Origin of the sequence: Oceanobacillus sp. FSL K6-2867, from assembly GCF_037963145.1 — a bacterium.
GTDB lineage: Bacteria > Bacillota > Bacilli > Bacillales > Amphibacillaceae > Oceanobacillus.
The window spans coordinates 2,223,075-2,242,677 of record NZ_CP150144.1 but is presented as its reverse complement, the minus strand read 5'-3'; the positions used below and the strand labels follow the sequence as shown (position 1 = coordinate 2,242,677).

At 38.8% G+C, this 19,603-nt stretch carries 15 protein-coding genes; 3 read left to right on the top strand and 12 right to left on the bottom strand.

The genetic code is table 11. The features are described 5' to 3' along the window. Nucleotides 1-226: 226 nt before the first annotated feature. Both NSQ77_RS11085 and NSQ77_RS11080 read right to left on the bottom strand, forming a co-directional pair. Nucleotides 227-2,689, bottom strand: a complete 2,463-nt coding sequence (locus tag NSQ77_RS11085) for a restriction endonuclease-like protein (protein ID WP_339226032.1) — start codon at nucleotides 2,687-2,689, stop codon at nucleotides 227-229. Then, nucleotides 2,661-5,159 (bottom strand): DUF3578 domain-containing protein, encoded by a 2,499-nt coding sequence (locus NSQ77_RS11080; RefSeq protein ID WP_339226031.1) that lies wholly within the window; start codon nucleotides 5,157-5,159, stop codon nucleotides 2,661-2,663. The genes NSQ77_RS11085 and NSQ77_RS11080 overlap by 29 nt, the downstream gene beginning before the upstream one ends. Nucleotides 5,160-5,418: 259 nt before the next feature. On the opposite strand from NSQ77_RS11080, the gene NSQ77_RS11075 reads away from it, so the two are divergent. Beyond that, complete coding sequence (locus NSQ77_RS11075; protein WP_339226030.1) at nucleotides 5,419-7,020, top strand: thermonuclease family protein; 1,602 nt, start codon at nucleotides 5,419-5,421, stop codon at nucleotides 7,018-7,020. Between the two features lie 237 nt (nucleotides 7,021-7,257). Here NSQ77_RS11075 and phnX read toward each other — a convergent pair whose 3' ends face one another. From phnX to NSQ77_RS11040, 7 genes are all read right to left on the bottom strand, one after another. Beyond that, on the bottom strand, nucleotides 7,258-8,052 hold the full coding sequence (gene phnX / locus NSQ77_RS11070) for a phosphonoacetaldehyde hydrolase (RefSeq protein WP_339226029.1): 795 nt from the start codon (nucleotides 8,050-8,052) through the stop codon (nucleotides 7,258-7,260). Further along, nucleotides 8,049-9,143 (bottom strand): 2-aminoethylphosphonate--pyruvate transaminase, encoded by a 1,095-nt coding sequence (locus tag NSQ77_RS11065; protein ID WP_339226028.1) that lies wholly within the window; start codon nucleotides 9,141-9,143, stop codon nucleotides 8,049-8,051. Before NSQ77_RS11065 ends, phnX begins: the two co-directional genes overlap by 4 nt. A 28-nt stretch (nucleotides 9,144-9,171) precedes the next feature. Next, nucleotides 9,172-10,014: an ABC transporter permease subunit gene (locus NSQ77_RS11060; RefSeq protein ID WP_339226027.1), complete on the bottom strand. Its 843-nt coding sequence runs from the start codon at nucleotides 10,012-10,014 to the stop codon at nucleotides 9,172-9,174. Further along, nucleotides 10,014-10,799 (bottom strand): phosphonate ABC transporter, permease protein PhnE, encoded by a 786-nt coding sequence (gene phnE / locus NSQ77_RS11055; protein WP_339226025.1) that lies wholly within the window; start codon nucleotides 10,797-10,799, stop codon nucleotides 10,014-10,016. The genes NSQ77_RS11060 and phnE overlap by 1 nt, the downstream gene beginning before the upstream one ends. A gap of 12 nt (nucleotides 10,800-10,811) precedes the next feature. Continuing rightward, nucleotides 10,812-11,576 carry a phosphonate ABC transporter ATP-binding protein gene (gene phnC / locus NSQ77_RS11050; protein ID WP_339226024.1) on the bottom strand — a complete coding sequence of 255 codons (765 nt, stop codon included), beginning with the start codon at nucleotides 11,574-11,576 and terminating at the stop codon, nucleotides 10,812-10,814. 82 nt (nucleotides 11,577-11,658) lie between these two features. Further along, nucleotides 11,659-12,690 (bottom strand): PhnD/SsuA/transferrin family substrate-binding protein, encoded by a 1,032-nt coding sequence (locus NSQ77_RS11045; RefSeq protein ID WP_339226023.1) that lies wholly within the window; start codon nucleotides 12,688-12,690, stop codon nucleotides 11,659-11,661. A gap of 18 nt (nucleotides 12,691-12,708) precedes the next feature. Then, the gene (locus NSQ77_RS11040; RefSeq protein ID WP_339226021.1) at nucleotides 12,709-13,842 is read right to left on the bottom strand and encodes a phosphonoacetaldehyde reductase; all 1,134 of its coding nucleotides are present in this window, start codon (nucleotides 13,840-13,842) and stop codon (nucleotides 12,709-12,711) included. A gap of 228 nt (nucleotides 13,843-14,070) precedes the next feature. On the opposite strand from NSQ77_RS11040, the gene NSQ77_RS11035 reads away from it, so the two are divergent. Further along, nucleotides 14,071-14,844 (top strand): DeoR/GlpR family DNA-binding transcription regulator, encoded by a 774-nt coding sequence (locus NSQ77_RS11035; RefSeq protein WP_339226020.1) that lies wholly within the window; start codon nucleotides 14,071-14,073, stop codon nucleotides 14,842-14,844. Nucleotides 14,845-15,055: 211 nt separating this feature from the next. Here NSQ77_RS11035 and NSQ77_RS11030 read toward each other — a convergent pair whose 3' ends face one another. Further along, the gene (locus tag NSQ77_RS11030; RefSeq protein ID WP_339226018.1) at nucleotides 15,056-16,990 is read right to left on the bottom strand and encodes an FUSC family protein; all 1,935 of its coding nucleotides are present in this window, start codon (nucleotides 16,988-16,990) and stop codon (nucleotides 15,056-15,058) included. Between the two features lie 194 nt (nucleotides 16,991-17,184). Here NSQ77_RS11030 and NSQ77_RS11025 point away from each other — a divergent pair, with 194 nt between their 5' ends. Next, a complete protein-coding gene (locus NSQ77_RS11025) occupies nucleotides 17,185-17,316 on the top strand; it encodes a hypothetical protein (RefSeq protein ID WP_339226017.1) in 132 nt (43 codons plus the stop codon). Between the two features lie 193 nt (nucleotides 17,317-17,509). Here NSQ77_RS11025 and NSQ77_RS11020 read toward each other — a convergent pair whose 3' ends face one another. Then, nucleotides 17,510-18,478 (bottom strand): sugar phosphate isomerase/epimerase, encoded by a 969-nt coding sequence (locus tag NSQ77_RS11020; protein ID WP_339226016.1) that lies wholly within the window; start codon nucleotides 18,476-18,478, stop codon nucleotides 17,510-17,512. A gap of 80 nt (nucleotides 18,479-18,558) precedes the next feature. Further along, the gene (locus NSQ77_RS11015; RefSeq protein WP_339226015.1) at nucleotides 18,559-19,599 is read right to left on the bottom strand and encodes a Gfo/Idh/MocA family oxidoreductase; all 1,041 of its coding nucleotides are present in this window, start codon (nucleotides 19,597-19,599) and stop codon (nucleotides 18,559-18,561) included. Nucleotides 19,600-19,603: the final 4 nt, after the last annotated feature.

The following is a 19,603-nucleotide window of genomic DNA, read 5'->3' as shown; positions in this document are numbered from 1 at the left end:
AGGATCATGCGTTCCCTCCTTTCCCTAGCCTCCATGACCTCCCACCGGGCGATGTCAAGGTGAGTAGAAAAGAAAATTAAGGAGAACAGTTAGAGGTAAGCGTCAAATAGTCCCCACATTTTCAGTCTAATTATGGGCCAACTACGAAGCTGTAGTTGGCCTATAACCCTAGTAAAAATATTGTATAGTACACCTGGAAGTAAATTAACTTTACATTATAATGAAATTATCTATCTTCCATTAATCCAGCTAATTTGTTGAACACTTTAGACGGACTATCTCTTAAAGTCGTTAAAGGAAACCTATACTCCTTCCCAATTCGATCCTCCACCATAAAATAATCTTTTTTCAAAAATAGTTTCATATTTTTTATACTAAAACTTTCCACACTCTTGGCAACATCTAGACTATAATCATCAAGCACATATCTCACCCTATCAGAAAACCTCGCCAGTATCCTACATAGAGTTCGTTCGTCGTTTGACTTCATGAACAGTTCAGGTAGTTCCCTTGCTTCCAACAAATTATTTAACCTAGTTATTATATAGTTTGAAATCCCATAACCAACTGGTTTAATATTATCCGAGAGAACCTTCCACTTATCAACATCATACCAAACTTCATCTTCCACAATCCGAACTTCTTTTATCTTAGCGTAGTAATTAACACCATTATCTTCAACAACTTCTCTTGTTGTATATAACGCAATATACTTTGCTTCTTGCCAGTTTTTGCTTAGACAATTCGCTGACATTTTAAAGTTGCGGTCATGCAAAGCAGATTTATATTCCGTTGCATCTGATACCTTAACAACAATCACTTTTTCTTCAATAGTAGATTCCCATTCACTTAACGTTCCCCTTGGTAGTATTCCTTCTTGTTGAATTTCCTCCGGACTTTTATCAATTAATCGCTCTACAAATTGCTCTACTATACTCGTTGCATTTGGTAGAAATGGTAAACCACCAATGTTTACTTCCTCGATGCTTTTATATAGTTTGTGTTCTTGATATATCTCCTCATTATCCCATGGAAATAATACATACGCGCCAAAGGCTTTTCGTTCAAAAGGGCCTTTTTCGTTCACAACAATGGAATCACGGTATCGATGCATTGTGTTAATATCTTCTTCCATTGGACCTGGTATTCCGTGGTAATTCCGGCCATAAGTTGTACCAGCTAAAGCAAAGTCGATGCGGTATTTAGCATCAAAGACATATTGATATTCATAGTCTTTTCCCTTTTTCTCAATGCTCAACATCGTATCTGGAACTTGTGTAATGGTTGGTAGTTTCCGTTCCCTTTTTTGATAGATGAGTGTAATCTTTTCTTTTGTTTGTGGATGACGATAAACACGTTTAGCCGTAGCATTGGGCTGCAAATTGACAAACAAGCCTTCCCGATTCACTTTAATAATATCTTGATCAACCATCTCATATTTTTTTCCTAGGATTTGTCCTAGTTTAAGGTATGTCCAATATTCGTATAACGTTGCGACATCCTTAACCGACATTTTATAGATGTTTCCTTGTAAAGCTAAACCTCGTGAAACTAGCAGATATATCTGGAAAGCTTCTCTATATCCAGATGCCATTTGTAGAACTAAACTCATTACAGAGCGATCTAGCTTCCCAATGTTGCGCCAAGATTGATTATTTATCTTTCCTTTCAGTTTCAGCTTCATCTGACTTAGACAATTAATTATTTCCTCATCAGGTGTAGAATCATATCGGCTTTTTTGTAATGTTTCTATTAAGTCTTCAAGCTTCTCTATTAAACGATTCATCATCCATTTAATAAATCGATTTTCGTGGGTATCGTACGTTAATTCCTTCTTTATATTTAGACCACTTGTAGGCATGATACTTTTGTTATCTATGGATATACCATCTTTGACTTCTACAAAAAGGTGAGGCCTCTTCTTTAAATAATGACGAGCTTTTTGATCCTGCCTACCTAACTGATCACCTCTTACTCTAGTATGAGTAGTCGTAAGCTTATGATTTGGCTGCCTTTCAATTTGATGAATAGCTTGAAAAAGTTTATCAAAATGAGACTCTATCAATCGAAGAAACTCACTCCTGGAAGGGGTTCCTTCTAGCTTAGCCTTTGCACCAAGATAGGTTTTCTTAATGAAATGGTAAGCTAGATTATAGATCTCATCGTTCACTTCTTCTAACAGCTTTTGATAATCTTTTCGATAATCTAATTTTGTTGGAAACACTTCCATTGTTACGGTTAATAACTTGTTATCGGCACACCTAATCTCAAATGTAGAAAGTCCTACTTCATTTCGAAATTGCAAATTCCCCATTAAAACGTAGCTATCTCCTATGGTTACTTTATCCACTGCATTTCTTAGCCCTTGATGTTCATGGTAAAAGGATAAATCTTTCGTTCCTTTTGGTGAAACAATTAATTGGTACACACCATTTTCAAAAAAAATCGGTCTATGGCTATACTTTTCTTGTAACTGATTATTATTTATATCAAATACTTGAACAGATTGGACACATTCTCCATGAACCATTAGTCTCATTGAATCATGAAGATCAAGATTTCTATATTGCGCCAGTCCCTCAAATTTTTCATGATAAGGCTTTCCCTTAATTACTACCGTCATATCATCCGTTTCAATATAAAGTAATTCCACATCAGTTTTAACTGATCCAGAATGAAGTGAAGCCATCTACTAGCCTCCTCCTCATTTCTAATAATTTTTCCGTACTACTTGGATATTTTGCATAAGTTAAATCTACTGTTGAATCAGCATCTTCAGGAATTTCAAATGCGCAGATTTCAATCAGGCTATTCAAGACTTCACTAACCCTACTATCACTTCCAGCGATTCTTGGTAGGATTTTCTGTAAAAGACAATGATCAAATGCTTGGTTAAAATCCATCAATGCTTCCTGCTGGTTATAGGTAAGGTACATACAAATCTCGTCTCTCACCCGATATCCAACTTGACCATGAATCAGTTGCAAAACTTCATTAATATTTACTAATTCTTCTGTTACACTTCTGACAAGATCTGGGTACTCAGCGAAAACATCCTTCAAATGTAGATAGTTAGCTTCTAGAACTTCTTGGTTTAACTTCACTGGATCTTTCTCCTGTACTTCTTCATATAAAAAGTCTAAATGCCCAAGCTGCACACGATTAAATTCTATAGTATTCGCTCGATCTAACACCTTTTTACTGAATGGATGGGTTGTTTCATCCATATTTACCGTTCCAACTATATATACATTTGACGGAAGTTGTAAATTTAGGCCTGCTGCTTCTTCCGTTAATAGGTTAGATGTTGTAATATCTCCATTCTTCCATGCGCGACTCTCCATCACACTTAAAATATCACTAAAGTAATATTCCACACGAGCTAAATTCATTTCATCGAGTAACACAATATAGGGCTTAGTCGGATTTCTAAGTGCTCGGATTACCACTTTCGTTAATGGCCCTTCTTTGAAGTCCCCTTTTATATCGGTATAACCTAATAAGTCAGATCCATCATTCCAATCTGGACGCACTGGAATGAGCGTAAATTGATTGTTATCCTCCGTTGCACCAATGGCTTCCGCAAGCCATTGTACGATTTTTGTTTTTCCAGTTCCGGAAATCCCCGATAGAATCACAAATGGCTTTGTTTTTAAGGACAAGATAAGGTTAATTATCTCTGTTTTTTCGAAATAAAATCCCTTTCCTTTAATATAACGGTAGACATGATCAACTGTATCTTTTAACGATAAGGATTTGTTTGTTTCTTCCTCTTCTGTTAATTCTATTTTTCCTTGATTGAAAGCTATGTATTGCTCGTAGTGATTGATCATTCTTTCTAGGTCATGCTGTAAAGTTTCCTCTGATGGTAGTTCCTTCTCATATAGAATGTATGCAGCTGCTGATAACTCATATTTCTTTGCTAATGTACTACTACCAAGTTCAATCTCAGTATCTGTTGAGATATCTGGATCTATCTTCAGATTGCTACGAATTTCTTCATTAATCATGGCCATTTCATCCCTAGAAGACTCTGTAACTCCTTGGGCCAATGTTAAATATAGTCGCTCCATATCTTCACTAAATAAATAAACAATATAATACCCCCTCTGTGTAGAGGTTGTTATATCTTTATTCATTATGGCCAACCAAGGTACAGCAGCCCAATTACCTTGCCCGACAGAACCCTTAATCTCGTATCTATCATTTGGAATAAAATTCAAACGCCCAAATGCAGATACGAGAGAGTTTCGAACGAGGGATCCCATCATATGACCTGCAATCGGTTCACGTTTTGCCATTAAATATTCATTCATAACCTGTTGGAGCAAAGGTCTTATTTCTTCTGTCATACTCGGATTCAACTCCTCATCCACTAACTTAACACCTTTTAACCACGTTAATATATTCCTTGTACGATAATCTGCAACCGACTCAAGCATTAGGTTGTCCCCTCTAGAATTTTGGACAATTTTCATACCTAAGCTTTTTAAAACATTTATCTTTTCGTTTTTAGAGTACGTATTTAACCCTTTTAGCAAGCTATAAATCATAGACAAGTAGGGGCTTGTTAGAACCCGTTGTTTTAAGAAATCCGTTTTATTATTTGTGGCTTGATATTCGTTGATTAGTGAATCTTTTTTTTCAAACTGATCATCTAAAAATCCCAGAAGTCGTAAACCTTGTCGTGCTCTTAGTTTTGTACGTCTCATTCCCTCTTCTTGGATAGTTGTAGATATCTTTTTTGGGTGATAAGTTCCTGCAATAATTTCGTCCAAAAATTGCATTGTCCCACTTAAGTTCATTTCTGGCAACTGATCAGTCTTGTACTTAATAATCTGCACGGAAGCTTGTCCATGTTCTGTGCTCCCCGTAGCAAATGGGAGATTCGTTAGGATTGATAGTATGTAACTTGCCTTTTCTTTGTCATCAATTTCATCTTTGTGTACTATCTTTCTATCTAATAGTTTGGAGATCTCTCGTAGTACAGAATCATATTTGATTAACTGACTAGCTTCCTTCGCTCCGCCTTTTTCTCTCGATACGTTTGTTTGGACATAAAATCCAACTGATTCTTCATTTCTAATCAAACTAGTTGGTCCACTTGGAATCGCTTTTATTTGGTTTTTCAAGAAATCTAATAGAGCACCTTCTAGCAAGCTTACACCCCTAACACTTTTTAGAAATTTACCCAAATTATAACACGTTATTAGAAAAAGATTCAGTCTTCGGATCCTAACTTTTTAACGATTACTTGCCCATATTAACTTGAAATTTCACGGTTGATACAAAAGAGCAAGCACTCTTTTAATAATGTTTAAAAAATGGTACCGATTTATAAAAATTGCGTGGTATAATCTTCTATGGCATTAGCCCAAGCATACTATATCATTTACATCAAGAAGGGGAGCATTAGTTATGGGGTCAAAAAAAGAGAAAAAGCCATCAATAGAAGAATTGGCAAGAAAGAGAATAGCAAATTTATATATGTACGAGGGAAAAGAATTATTGCTTTTCTGTGATGCTGCAATAAAAGGAAAATCAATGAATGTGTTTGCTGCACTAGACAGCAACGGAATCACTTTATACGAATATAAAGAGACGTATGAAAACAAAATCGTCAAATTGGAAACTCACAACTGGGATGAGTGGGATAAAGTTCAAGTTGATCATTATTTTATTAAGTCCACATTTGAATTTGGTGGCAGTAATGAAAACTGGTCAGTTTCCATTGGTTCAAAGGGAAAAGAAGTACAACAAGTAATTAATAGCTATACAGACATTAAAATCGAAACTACTTCACGTCCCTGGTATAGAAAAATAGTAGGATTTCGTTCGTGGAAAACATGGAAGATGATTACCGCAATCTTAATTTATGCTATTCTTGTATTTTCGATTATCGATACCAATACATCAGAAAAAACAGATGAGATATTGGCAACTGTTGCATCGTTAGTAACTTTTCTTGCTTTTCTTGGTTTATTAATTGGATTAGTAATACCAAAGTATGTCTTACCTTTTACAATGAACAAACATAGAAAAAGAGTCGGAAAGATATATGGCACGTCTGTACTGTTAGCTTTTTTAATGGTGGTATTTTTTGCTCCTGTTCAACCAACTGAACACGAACATACCTCTGAAGTAGTAAAAACTGAAACGACATCTAAAGGAAAGGCTCCAGTTTTAGTTGATGCAACCAATGGTACTGAAGATGAAGATAAAGAAGTTAACGGTAAAAATGAACAAAACAAAGTTAATCAAAACAAGGATGACGAAAATAAAGACACTAATAATAGTGTTGCTCAACCAGTTGCTTCTACATCAAATAAACCAAAATCAGAAGAGCAATCGAAAAGTCCTTCCGGTGTAGTATTGACTTCTGCGTTTGTCAACCGAGTCGTCGATGGTGATACTATTAAGGTTCAAATAGATGGTAAGGAAGAAACTGTTCGCTTGATTCTTGTTGATACACCAGAAACAAAACATCCGCAATTAGGTGTCCAACCATTCGGGCCAGAGGCTAGTGCTTATACAGAAAATGCTTTGAATGGAAAAAAGATTGATCTTGAAAAAGATGTTTCCGATCGTGACAAATATGGTCGATTGCTTCGATATGTATGGGTTGATGGGGAACTTTTCAATCAACAATTAATAGAAAAAGGCCTTGCTCGGGTTGCAATTTACCAACCAGATGTGAAGTATGTTGACCAGTTTAGTGAAAAACAGCAAAAAGCACAACAAGAAGGAATTGGTATTTGGAGCATCGAAAACTATGCTCAGGAAGACGGATATCGTACACAGGAAGAAAAACCGGTACCAACTGAAGCACCAAAACCTCAACCAAAAGAGGAGCCAAAAACTACTTCGGGTAGCTGTAACATAAAAGGTAACATCAGCTCTAGTGGGGAAAATATTTATCATGTGCCTGGTGGACAATTTTATGAAGTTACAAATCCAGAGCAAACGTTTTGCAGTACAGCGGAAGCAGAATCTGCAGGGTACCGAGCTTCGAAGAGATAATTTATTTTTAGATAAGACATGGGGACAGGTTGAAGATAACTTGTCCCCTATAATTTTAAGCAGGAAATCCCTTCTTAACACCCTGCTTGTTGAATGTTCATTCATTTTTTATAACTAAAGTAAGTCCCATATGTTATTTCGCCAATGCCAAACAACCTGATTCGTCAGAATCCGTAAAAATAAGACCAGCCCACCACCGCTCTGCAAAAACGATGAGGACTGACCCTAAATCTAAAGTTACTTTAAAACAAGCCGATTAATTTGCCCAATTACTCCAGGCAGCTCACCCATTGACTTGATTGTAAAATCTGCGCCATTTTGTTTAAAGGTTTGTTCTGTTTTAGCGATAATTTCTTCTTGCTCCACTTTAGACAGAGCATCGAATTCCGCTTCACTTAGACCCATTTCAGAGCTGCCGATAATAACACCTACTGCCCAAACTCCTGCACTGTTCGCCTCTGCAAAATCCGGGAGAGTATCCCCTACTTTTACGACGTTCAGAGCTGATGATAATTTTAATGCTTCCATGTTTCGGTATATCATATAAGGATACGGTCTTCCTAATGAATTTGTTCCATCAGGTGTGATATAAAAATCTGGGCTGTAGCCTTTTTTCGCTGCTTCTGGCACAACAACATCCATCATCTTTTGCGTGTAGCCGGAAGTGGAGCCAATTTTCAGCCCTTGTTTTTTTAAGCTTTCCACAGTCTCAAGAACCTCTGGTTTCGGATCGGTATACGTTGCTAATGTTTCCATTAGAGATGTTTCAAACGCATTAAATAGATTCTCCACATCTTGATCATTAAACGCTCTTCCGTATTTCGCTTTCCATAAATCAGAGATTCTTGGCATCTCCAGCATCGCACGAATATGATCAATCTTAAGCAGTCCCATTGGGGCTCTTGCCTCTTCCATTGTTACCTCAATACCCACATCTTTAAAAATATTTATAAATGCATTTACCGGTGCAAAACATCCAAAATCAACTGTTGTTCCTGCCCAATCGAATATTACGCCTTCAACCTTTTTCATTTTATCACCACTCCCATATAGTCTTCGATTACACTGCATAATGTTTCGATATCTTCTTCATAAATTTCCCCAATGTTCCCAATTCGGAATGTATTGACCTCTGTCAGCTTCCCCGGGTAAAGCACAAACCCTCTCTCTTTCACATAAAGATAAAAGTCCTCAAACTGAAAGGTATCATATGGGAAAAGAAACGTTGTAATAATTGGTGATTGTTTTTCATCGGTTATATACGTCTGGAATCCAATCTTCTCTAACTTCTCCCGTAATAGTTGGTTATTATGCTGATAACGATGAGATCTTGCTGGAATACCACCTTCTTCAATTAATTCATCAATTGCTTTGGAAAACGCAGCTACAACATGGGTTGGAGATGTGTAACGCCATTTTCCGTCCTTGTCCATTTCCTTCCATTGGTCATACAAATCTAGTGATAAGCTTCGGGCATTCCCTTCGCATGCTTTCAGCTTATCTAGCTTCGCAATGACAAAGCCAAAGCCGGGAACACCTTGGATGCATTTATTCGCACTGCTAATTAAATAATCAGTACCGAGAGCACGGACATCCATTTCCACTCCAGCAAAACTGCTCATCGCATCGATAATCAGTGTTTTCTTATATGCTTTAGCAAGCTCAGAGACCATTTCAATTGGATTTAGTATTCCTGTTGTTGTTTCACAATGAACCATGACAATATGTGTAATCTGCTGATCCTCTTCTAAAATACGTCTTAGTTCAGCTTCATTTGGATATGCATTGTATGCACCACTGTATTGCTGGTACTGTATGCCAATATAATCAGCCATTTTGACAATACGCTCTCCATAAGCACCATTCGTTATGATTAATGCTTTATCCTGCTTTTTCAATGAAGTTGTCATCACCGATTCAACCGTGAATGTACCACTTCCTTGCATTAATACCGTTGTATATTCATCAGCTGTCACCCCTGCGAGTTCAAGAAGCTGCGTTCTTATTTTTTGGGTAATATTCTTATAATCTTGATCCCATGTACAGCGATCAAAGAGCATTTCCTCTTTCACTGTAGCTGTTGTTGTTAAGGGGCCTGGCGTTAAAAGCTTGTAAGAATTCATGTTTACTATATCCTCCTTCATTTATCATTTAATCAGAAGTTGCTGGAAAGAAACGTTTTTTCAAACGAGTTGAAACTACTTCTAATAGAAAGGCAACAATGAGAATGGCGTAGGTAATAAAGCCGACCTCCCGCATATCAAAGTAGAAGCTGGAAGCCATAAATAAATCGAATCCAATTCCACCGGCTCCAGCTGCCGCTCCCATTGCCACAGCTACACCAAAGTTGATTTCAAACCGCAGGAAAACCCACGATAATAAATAGGTAAAGGTAGACGGTAATACACCGCTTTTTACGACATGCCACCAGTTCCCGCCAGTTGACCGTACGGCTTCCAAGATTCCCTTATCGACTTCTTCAAATGCTTCCGAAAATGCTTTTACTAAATAGGCAATCGAATGAAATAACATACCAAGAACCGCCGCTTCACTTCCAAGCCCTGCGGCAATCGCAAAGATCAACACCCATAATACGGTTGGAACAGCCCGAATAAACGCAACAAATACCCGAATAATTCTAGTTAAGCCTACTGGGGCTAAATTGGTTGCAGCCATTAAAGATAGGAAAAAGGCAATAACGGCACCAATAGCCGTGGCTAAGAATGCTAGACTAAGTGTTACCCCAACTTGATAGATGGCTTCACTTAAACTGAAATGACTTAATGCCGGCTCCAGAAACATCACTTTCAAGTTATACGCTGTTTCCGTAATCGCTGAGCGTAATTCCAGTCCTGCATAGTTAAAGAATAGAAAGGCAACGAATGTCAAAAGGGTTAGAACAACTAATGTGCTCCTTAGGACTCGATCACCTTTATTACCCGATTTTATATGAATACGACCGTCTTTCTTTCGCTTTATATAGGTTGCTTCCATTATAGAATCACCTTCCGCACATAATTTGACATAAGGTCGACAACAATAACGGTTATTACAATACATAATGTCACAAGCGCTACGGCATTATAATTTAACATCTTATAATACATATCAAAGGTATATCCAATTCCTGTCCCCGTTAAGATTCCTACCAATGTAGCATTTCGAATGTTGGTTTCTACCATAAACAACACCCAGCTGATCATCTGCGGCAAACTTTGCGGAATAACTGCCTTACCTACAATTTGGAAATAGGTAGACCCTGTTGCAGTCAATGCTTCAACAGAACTTTGGCTTGCTTCATCAATCGATTCAATAAATGCCCTCGTTAAAAACCCTACTGTCCCAACAAAAAGAGCGAGAAAGCCTGTTACGGAATTTTGACCAAAAGAAATAAGCAAAACCAGCGCCCATGCAACAACTGGGATATTTCTTGATATGGATGCAATAAAACGGGCAAATACACTTAAAAAGTTATTTACTTTTGTCACTTTTGAACCGAATACCCCTAAGAAGAGAGAGACCACAGCTGCTATCGTTGTTGCCGCTATCGACATAAACGTAGTTTCAGCTAGTTTTTCCAGGATGGTTGGCAATTTATCGAGCGTTTCCTGCGTCACCATTAGATTAGAAAACATCCAGCCGATAGCTTTAGGGATTGTCGCTAACCCATCCACAAAGTTAAATGATGTAATAGCTGCTGATAAATAGGTTAGAACGATGATGATAAGAAGAAAGATTACTGTCTGCCATCTGTTTTTTCGCATCTTTTTTTCATTCACAGTCATCTCTCCTTACGCTGTTATTAAATCTTCCGTTTTGGATCCGTAAATTTTGTTAATCTGTTCTTCATAAAGTTCATGACTTGTTCCAGTAAATACAATTTCACCTTTATTTAAACCAATAATTCGATCTGAATAACGTTGCGCCACGTCCACTTGATGTAAATTCACCAAGCACGTAATGCCCATTTCTGTACTGATTGATTTTAAAAGATCCATGATAATCTTAGAGGAATTCGGATCCAGCGAAGCAATCGGTTCATCACATAAGATAAGTTTTGGCTCTTGAATAAGCGCTCTGCATATCCCTACACGTTGCTGCTGACCACCACTTAATTGGTCACATCGCTTATAGGCATGTTCATGAATTCCTAGTTTCTCCAGCAGGTGAAAGGCTTGTTCTTTTTCTGCTTCTGTATATTTTCCTAACAGTCCCTGCAGTGTTGTTTTATAACCAAATCGGCCATGCAGCACATTCTCAATCACTGTCAAACGAGGCACGAGATTATAGTGCTGAAACACCATCCCAATATTCGCTCGTAAATTGCGTAATTCTTTTTTATTTAAACTTCCAACATCATGATTGTTAAAAATAATCTTTCCTTCATTAAATTCAACCATTCGATTCATACAACGCAGCATGGTAGATTTACCAGCACCAGACGGACCAATGATAGAAACTAGCTCTCCTGCTTTGATTTCAAAGTGAATATTCTTTAATATTTGTTTATCCGCTGTATATGATTTTCCCAATCCTTCTACTTTTAACAATGACATGTGTATTGACTCCTTTTTAGAGCTTATTAAGTAAGATTACGCATCGTAAGTACATGCTTCCTGGTTTCGTTTTCCTCTACTATTATTTCGAAATTTCGCGAATTGGATCATACCATTCATCTTCCACTGGCAATAGTCTTTCTTTATCACTTTTAGAGAATAAAGCGCTCTGTTCTGAATCCTCAGGGGCAAAGATTTTTTCATTATTTGCTACTTCATCTGAGGTTAATAGTTCTTGAATTTTATCAAAATCCGCTTGTCCGATGACATCCATATTCACAACAAATGGTTCATTTAATACTGGGTCGGAGCTCATTAATGTAAATTCTTTGCCTGTAACTGAATTGAAAGGTTCGGCTGCATTGTCTTTCACGCGATAAACAGCACCAGCAGTATTTTCTTCTCCTTCAGCAAGCTCCACATATTCTTCCACACAAGTATCACAGAATGCTGCAACATCTGCATTGCCCGATAACAAATTGACTGCGGAACCTTGGTGAGAGTTGCCAAATAATACTTGGGAGAACAATGGCCCGCTTCCCATTAAGTCTTCTTCCGTTAAATCTGCATATGCTTCTTGTTGTGAGAAATGTTCAATAATAGTAGATGATGGAACTTTAAACCCTGATGTTGAACTGTTTGATACGAATGAAAATCTTGTATCTGCAATCGTATCAAGGGAGAATTCCCCATTTTCTTTAAACTTGTCTTGCTCGCCCACATTCACCGCTAACCAGCTATAGTATTTCGCATCGTCCAATGTTCCGGATTCACCGGATTTTACGGCTAAGGTTTGAACCGCATCATTTCTGTTATTTGCTTCTACATATCCTTGTGAACCCATGAATGCAAGGTCCGCATTGTTGCCTGCTAACGTTTCAATCGCAATCGAGTAGTCCGTTGTTAATTGATGCTCTACCTCTTTACCTGTAGCCTCTGAAATAAGTCTTCCAATTTCATCACGAGATGATTTCAAATCATTACCAGACTCGTTCGGATACCAAACAATTTTAATCACATCATCTGCTGTTGCACTACCACTATTACCGCCACCACATGCTGTTAACAAAACAGCGAACACGGCGAGCATTATCAATAAAAGGTTCGTTTTCATATGTTACACTCCTTATCCTTAATAAATAGATCGTAGAATTTGTTTGACATCTTCCTGTGTTAAAGCAACGGGGTTATTATCCATTCGACCCTTTGTAAAGGCATTTGCGGCAACCTTTTCGATTATTTCCTCATTCGCATTGTAATCTCTGAGCTTGCTTGAAAAACCTGCTAGCTGATGAAAATGCTCAATAAGACCTTGAACTTCACTGCAGCTGCTTACCCCAAATGCTTGTAATAGCTTATCGCTCTCCATAATCGAGTCAAAATTGATTTTCATTACGTTAGCCAACGTAATGCTTGCCGCTACCCCATGGACCATTCCAAGTTCCAGTGTCAGAGGATAGGACATGGAATGACATGCAGTCGTCCTTGTGTTACTAAATGCCAGTCCTGCATACAAGCTGCCTAAAGCTATTTCATTTCTGTATGTCACTTCATTCGGATGATGTAACACCTTTTCAAAGTTGCTGACAATACGTTTGATCCCTTCTAATGCATAGATTCTTGAAATTTCATTGGAGCTTTTTGACCAGTAAGCCTCTGTTGCATGACATAAAGCATCCAAAGCTGTTGAAGCCGTTAATCCTTGTGGTAAGGTTACAGTTAGCGTTGGATCAATGATGGCTGCATAAGCATATAAGTATTCACTATCAACGGACATTTTCACTCCGTTGGCGCGATCCCAAATCGTTGCCCAGCAAGTAACCTCAGAACCCGTACCTGAGGTTGTAGGAATGCCAATCCATGGTACAACGTTTTGATTGTCTGCATATTGCTTTTGTTCAATCATGGTACGTAATGCAGAGACAGACTCTATTTTCAAATCCTTTAATGCAGCCAATGATTTCGAGAGATCAAGAACACTGCCTCCTCCAATCCCTACGATGCATTGATAATCAACGTTTTCAATTTGCTTATAGTAATGAAACAAGTCTTCCACATCAGGATTGGATATGTTCACTTCTATTTGTTTGACTTCATAATCCTCCAGGCTTTTATAAAGGTTACGTCCAGCCTCGGTTTCTAAGAAGTCACTACCTCGATGTAAAAGGACAATATTGCTAAATTGAGGTTTGATCGTATGTAGTACTTCTTTCATGACATCTATGGTATCTATTTTAATTTTGACAGGGTTGTAAAAGTTCCCCATTTGGCCATTTCCTTTCTTTGTTAGCTTTTGTTTTGCTGTACAATGCAAGATTAATCCGTATTTTGCAGTTTTACAAGGGGTTTTACAGTTAATTAACAAAACATTAATGCTTTTTACATAGAATGTATGCTTTTTTTACTTTACAAATTGCTTTTATTTGCTTTGTTTTGCTATTTTTTAATATATGTTATGATTTGTATATACAAAGGAAGATGGGAGAGCTGGATGATGTTACAGGAGCAAAGACATCAAATGATAGAATCCTTTTTAAAACAGCAAAAAGCTGTAAAAGCTTCAGAGCTTGCTACTTTATTAGATATCTCCATTGATACGGTCCGTAGGGATTTAGAGGTTCTTGAGAAAAAAGGAATCGTCAAACGAGTTCACGGCGGGGCTGTTTTAACTCAAAAAAGTGATAATGTACTAAACAGACTTTTTAGTGAGAGAGAGGTCAAAAATCAAGGTAAAAAACAAGAAGCTGCTTTAGCAGCAATTGAATTAATTGAAGAAGGGCAGGCAATTGCACTAAACGGCGGGACAACGACGATTGAAATTGCGAAGGTACTTGTTAACAAGTTTAAGCGATTAACAATTATTACAAACGATCTTCGTATTCTATCTATTCTTGGGGAAAATAAAAACTTCAACGTTATCCTCACCGGCGGCTTTTTTAATCCAGAGGAATACACGTTATATGGGAAACAATGCGAAGAAATCCTTTCTGATTTTAATATTGATATTGCTTTTCTTACGGTAAACGGATTATCACTTGAACATGGTTTAACCGATTTTAGAATGCATGAAGTAGGCGTTATTCAAACCATTATCTCACGCTCAAAGCATAAAGTAGTCGTTGCTGATTCATCAAAGTTTGAGACATCTTCTTACATCAATGTGTGTCCATTAAAAGATATTGATCTAATTGTTACGGATAGCTCACTTCCATCTGATATCGCAGCGGAATATAGTAAACAGGATATTCGGATTCTTTCTCCACACTAATCAGAAATGAGTTGCAGTAATTAAATGAAAAACAGATTAGCTTCCTTCCAAATAGGATAGATATCTATTCATAAATTAACCTATGATGGTAAATTTCTTGCTACGTTTCCTGATCTATTCCTGAACAGCAAGATACGCGACAATTTCTGCTATAAATTCTTTAGAGTCAAAGACAGAATTTGTCGCGTTCAACTAATTAAAAGAGTATCCCCTACACCAAACCACTTCCTCCAACCTGCATCGCCACCTGCAAATCGCCAATCTCTTTCTGAATCTGCGGAAAGCCTGGAATTGCTGGAATATGTCTTGTCTCCGGGTCTTCCATTTGCTTCGCTGATTTCGCCATCATTTCGAAAACAAGCATCAGCTGTGCTAAATCCTCATCTTTAAGAATGGGTAGATCTTGCTTTCTTGATGCAGCTTCCAACAAATAGCCCAACTGTTCAATCGAGAAAATAACGGACCATAATTGCTCCAGTGCTTTTTGGTGACGCGGGATTTCACCTAAAGCTGTCCGGTATACAAGACTCAAGTTCTTCAAGTTCGTATGCATTTTCTTTGATTCACTGCTGTTTGTAGTATTCAAATTATCCTTTGGACCAGAAAATAATAAAGCCATCAATTGCATTTGGCTGCGGATCGTTTTAGCAATTAAATGCGGAAGACGACTGGATGCCGATCTTCTGCCGATAAGGAATATGCCAATAAGTCCGATCGCACAACCAATCAGAATATCCATAATCCGTGCTGTTGCAAAAAAGCGTAAATCATAGATCTGGGACGTGTTTTCTGCCATGAAGATTGCATTGGGTGTAATAAAGCTTACAGCAATCGCATAATTTCTCGGGATAAACAGCTCTGTCAGGAATGTGAGCAGCCAAATAATCAAAATGATAAAGATGCCATCTGGGTGGGTGGAGAGAAGCAAGGTCGCAATCAGGACACCGACGATGGTTCCCAATGAACGCTGGATGGCACGGTGAAACGTTGTAATAATGTTCGCACCTAACATAACAGCACCGCATGACAGTACAATCCAATAAGAACGTTCAAATTCAAATGAAAAGGCAATGAGCGAAGCGATAAATAGAATAAATCCATAACGAACCGCAGAAATAAAGACAAAGGAATTTTTATGAAAGCTTCCTGTTAACGTCTCTTTCAGTGAGCGCCTGGGAACATGGATTTCTTTCTCTAATCGCTCATCATCTCCATTTAAAATGTGCGCTGCTTCATTTACCCTCTTTTCTAAACGAAGGCTGGTTTCCGTGTCATTCATGAGCTCGATTGGTTTATCTGTATGTTTGTCTATTTTAGCCGCTAACGTTCGGAGCATTTGGGCAATTGCGGATAGTTGCTTTGTATCAGGTACTGCATAAAACTCGATAATTTCCGCATAAATTAAATTTGCTTGTCCATATAAATAGTGAAGTTTTCTAAATTCGGCTGAATTTTGCCAGGAAATATACGCTCTGGATAAAGTATCTTCCGTATCTTTCAGCATTTGCAATGCCTTTTGTCTTTCCTTGCTAAACTCCGCTGTACCTGCCACATCAATTAAAGATGCCAGTGCCGTATACACCTGCTTAATTGTCTTTTTCTCTGGGCCATGCGGATTGATAAACCAGCCGCTCATTGCCAGGACCCATGCGAAAGCCCCACCTAATAAAGTAAGTCCTGCCCGCATTGGTGCAAGGGAAGGATCGATTGGCATTGCAGATGTTATGGTGAAGACTAATACAAAGAATACTGACGCAGGCCCTGGTATTTTCAACGCCCCGAATAAGAAGGTAAACAGAAAACCAAGTACACCAGTCATCAATGAAAATATGAATGGATATGGTGCGAGCAGCATTCCTAGACCGATTGATAGTGATAGACCAATCATAACGAAAAATAGCTTTTTCGCCCGCTCCGCATACGGTTCATTAAACATATACAGATATGTAAAACCGCCAATTCCAGCTGCAAGACCGGATTGTAAATCGCCAAGCATCAACCCAACCCCAGCCGGAAATGCTGCACTGACCCCAGCGAGAATCGCCTTATTCCATGGCAAGGGAGTTCTTTTAATTTCAAATGCCTGGATTAATGTTTTTAGGAATGCTGAATCCGTGAATGTTGTATGTTTATTTCTTTTTCTCATATGCCAAAACCCCCTATCGCGGACGGCACTAATTTATTATAACAATTTCCAAATTAATTGTTTATCATTCCACAACAAAATGAAAGTAATGATAATAGTATTGGAAAAATACTACCATTTTATAAAATGAATCTTCTATCCACCTAAACCCTTGCCTAGGTGGTGCTGTTTCAGAATGGGAGGGTGCGGTTTCCTTGGCAGATGGTGCTGTTTCGGATTGGCATGGTGCGGTTTCCTTGGTGGATGGTGCTGTTTCGGATTGGCATGGTGCTGTTTTTGGTGGGGGGGTGCTGTTTCGGATTGCGATGGTGCTGTTTTCTTGGTAGGTGGTGCTATTTCGGATTGGCATGGTGCGGTTTCCTTGGTGGATGGTGCTGTTTCGGATTGGCATGGTGCTGTTTTCTGGGTGGGGGGTGCTGGGTTTTGAATTAAGCCTGGGTTTGGAAGTTATCTTTTTAGAATACACCCTAGAACACAAATAAAAGAGCCAGGCATCATAAATACCTAGCTCCCCCAACCTTAAGCCCACCACATATCAACAGGCTTTTCCCGAATCAATACGTCCTTCAAATTCCCAACAGCCGCATGAAATCCTTCATCCACCGACATCAGCGGATCTTCATGTTCAATACTCACTACATAATCATATCCGTATGTCCTTAAAGCACTGATAATATTGGACCATTCCTGTGCGCTGTGGCCATAGCCGACACTTCGGAATGTCCAAGCGCGTGTTTGCACATTGGAATACGGCTGCATGTCTGTCAGGCCATACATGTTCACATTATCCCAATCAATGTAGGTGTCCTTTGCATGGAAATGATGGATTGCATTTTCTTTGCCAAGGATTTTGATTGCTGCGACCGGATCAATCCCCTGCCACCATAGATGACTTGGATCAAGATTTGCGCCAATAGCATCATTGGTTGCTTCTCTTAGTTTTAGCATGGTATATGGTGTATGCACAAGAAAGCCTGCATGCAGCTCCAGTCCAACTTTTACACCATGATCCTTCGCAAACTGTCCTTGCTCTTTCCAATATGGAATTAATCTTTTCTCCCATTGCCATTCCAGAATATCCGAATATGCGGTCGGCCAAGGTGTTACAGGCCAGTTCGGGTAGTTGGAATCTTCATTGGAACCCGGTGTTCCTGAAAATGTGTTGACCACTGGAACATCCATTAACTCTGCCAGACGGACGGTTTTAATAAAAATATCATGTGAGTCCTGTGCATGCTTTTTGTCTGGTGACACGGGGTTATCATGGCAGCTGAATGCACTGATCGTTAAACCGCGTGAGTGAATCTTATCTAAATATTCCCTCCGCTTATCTTCACTTTCTAAAAGTGCATCAATGTCACAATGTGCATTACCTGGGTTCCCGCCAGTACCAATTTCCACTGCATCAACGCCAGATTTCTTTACGTAATCGAGCATTTCTTCTAATGGTTTATCCTGAAATAATACGGTGAATACGCCAAGCTTCATATTCTCTCCGCCCTTCTGAAAATTAATTTTGCCGTGGCAGTCAATGGATGGGTCCTCCGAAAACCGCCTGTGCACATGCCTCATCTAAAGTTGACACTTGATCTCGTTTCACTGCTTTTATAAATCGCTTCAATAATTTGGGAAACCTTCATCGCCTCTTCAGGCTTCACAACTAATTCCGCCTCACCGAGACAGCTTTCAACAAAGTTTTTAGCCTGGGCAAGTCCTGCTGCTGTTTCGTTATGCTTCGCTTCAGTAGAGCTTTCCATCATCTTGCCAAGCCTTGGCTGGTATAGTTCAAATGGGTACACATTTAAACCACCGTCAGATCCGGACACGCTGAGATGAATTTTATCTTCTTTAATATTCGCAGCCCATGAACATTCGAACTGCAGGGAAATGCCATTTTCAAACGTCATGTATGACGAAACATGGTCATCCACCTCAAATGTTTGATGATCAAAAATTCCCCAGTCGTTAATTTGGTTCGGGGATTTGCTTAGCCGGTTATAGGTTGTTCCCATCAATTCCACAGGCTCCTGTTCACCAAGCAGCCAGATTGCTAAATCAAGCATGTGACAGCCAAAGTCGATTAAGCTTCCACCGCCCTGAAGATCTTTGTTTGTAAAAACTCCCCAGCCAGGAACCTTTCGTCTTCTTAATGCCTGGACCCTTACAACAAGCGGATCGCCTATTTCATTATTCATCACTGCTTTTTTAGCTAGCTGGCCTGCCTCTGTATAACGATAGTGATAGCCAATTAAAAGATGTTTTCCTGCCTTTTTGGAAGCTTCGACCATCCTTTCACATTCCGCTGTCGTAATGGCCATCGGCTTTTCACATAGTACATGAACTCCTGCTTCCAGTGCAGCTACAGATATTTCACAATGGAATTTATTTGGTGTACAAATCGCTACCGCATCCACTTCTTTGAATAAATCATGGTAATTCTTGAACACATATGGAATGCCATATTTTTCGGCAACCTCACTTGCTCGCTGCTCGTTCATATCATGGACTGCTGTCAACTCAACCTTGTCCTGTAGTTCCAGGAAGGCAGGGATGTGCCTGCTTTGAGCAATCCCGCCAGCACCGATGATTCCCATTCGTAATTTTTTCATCGTA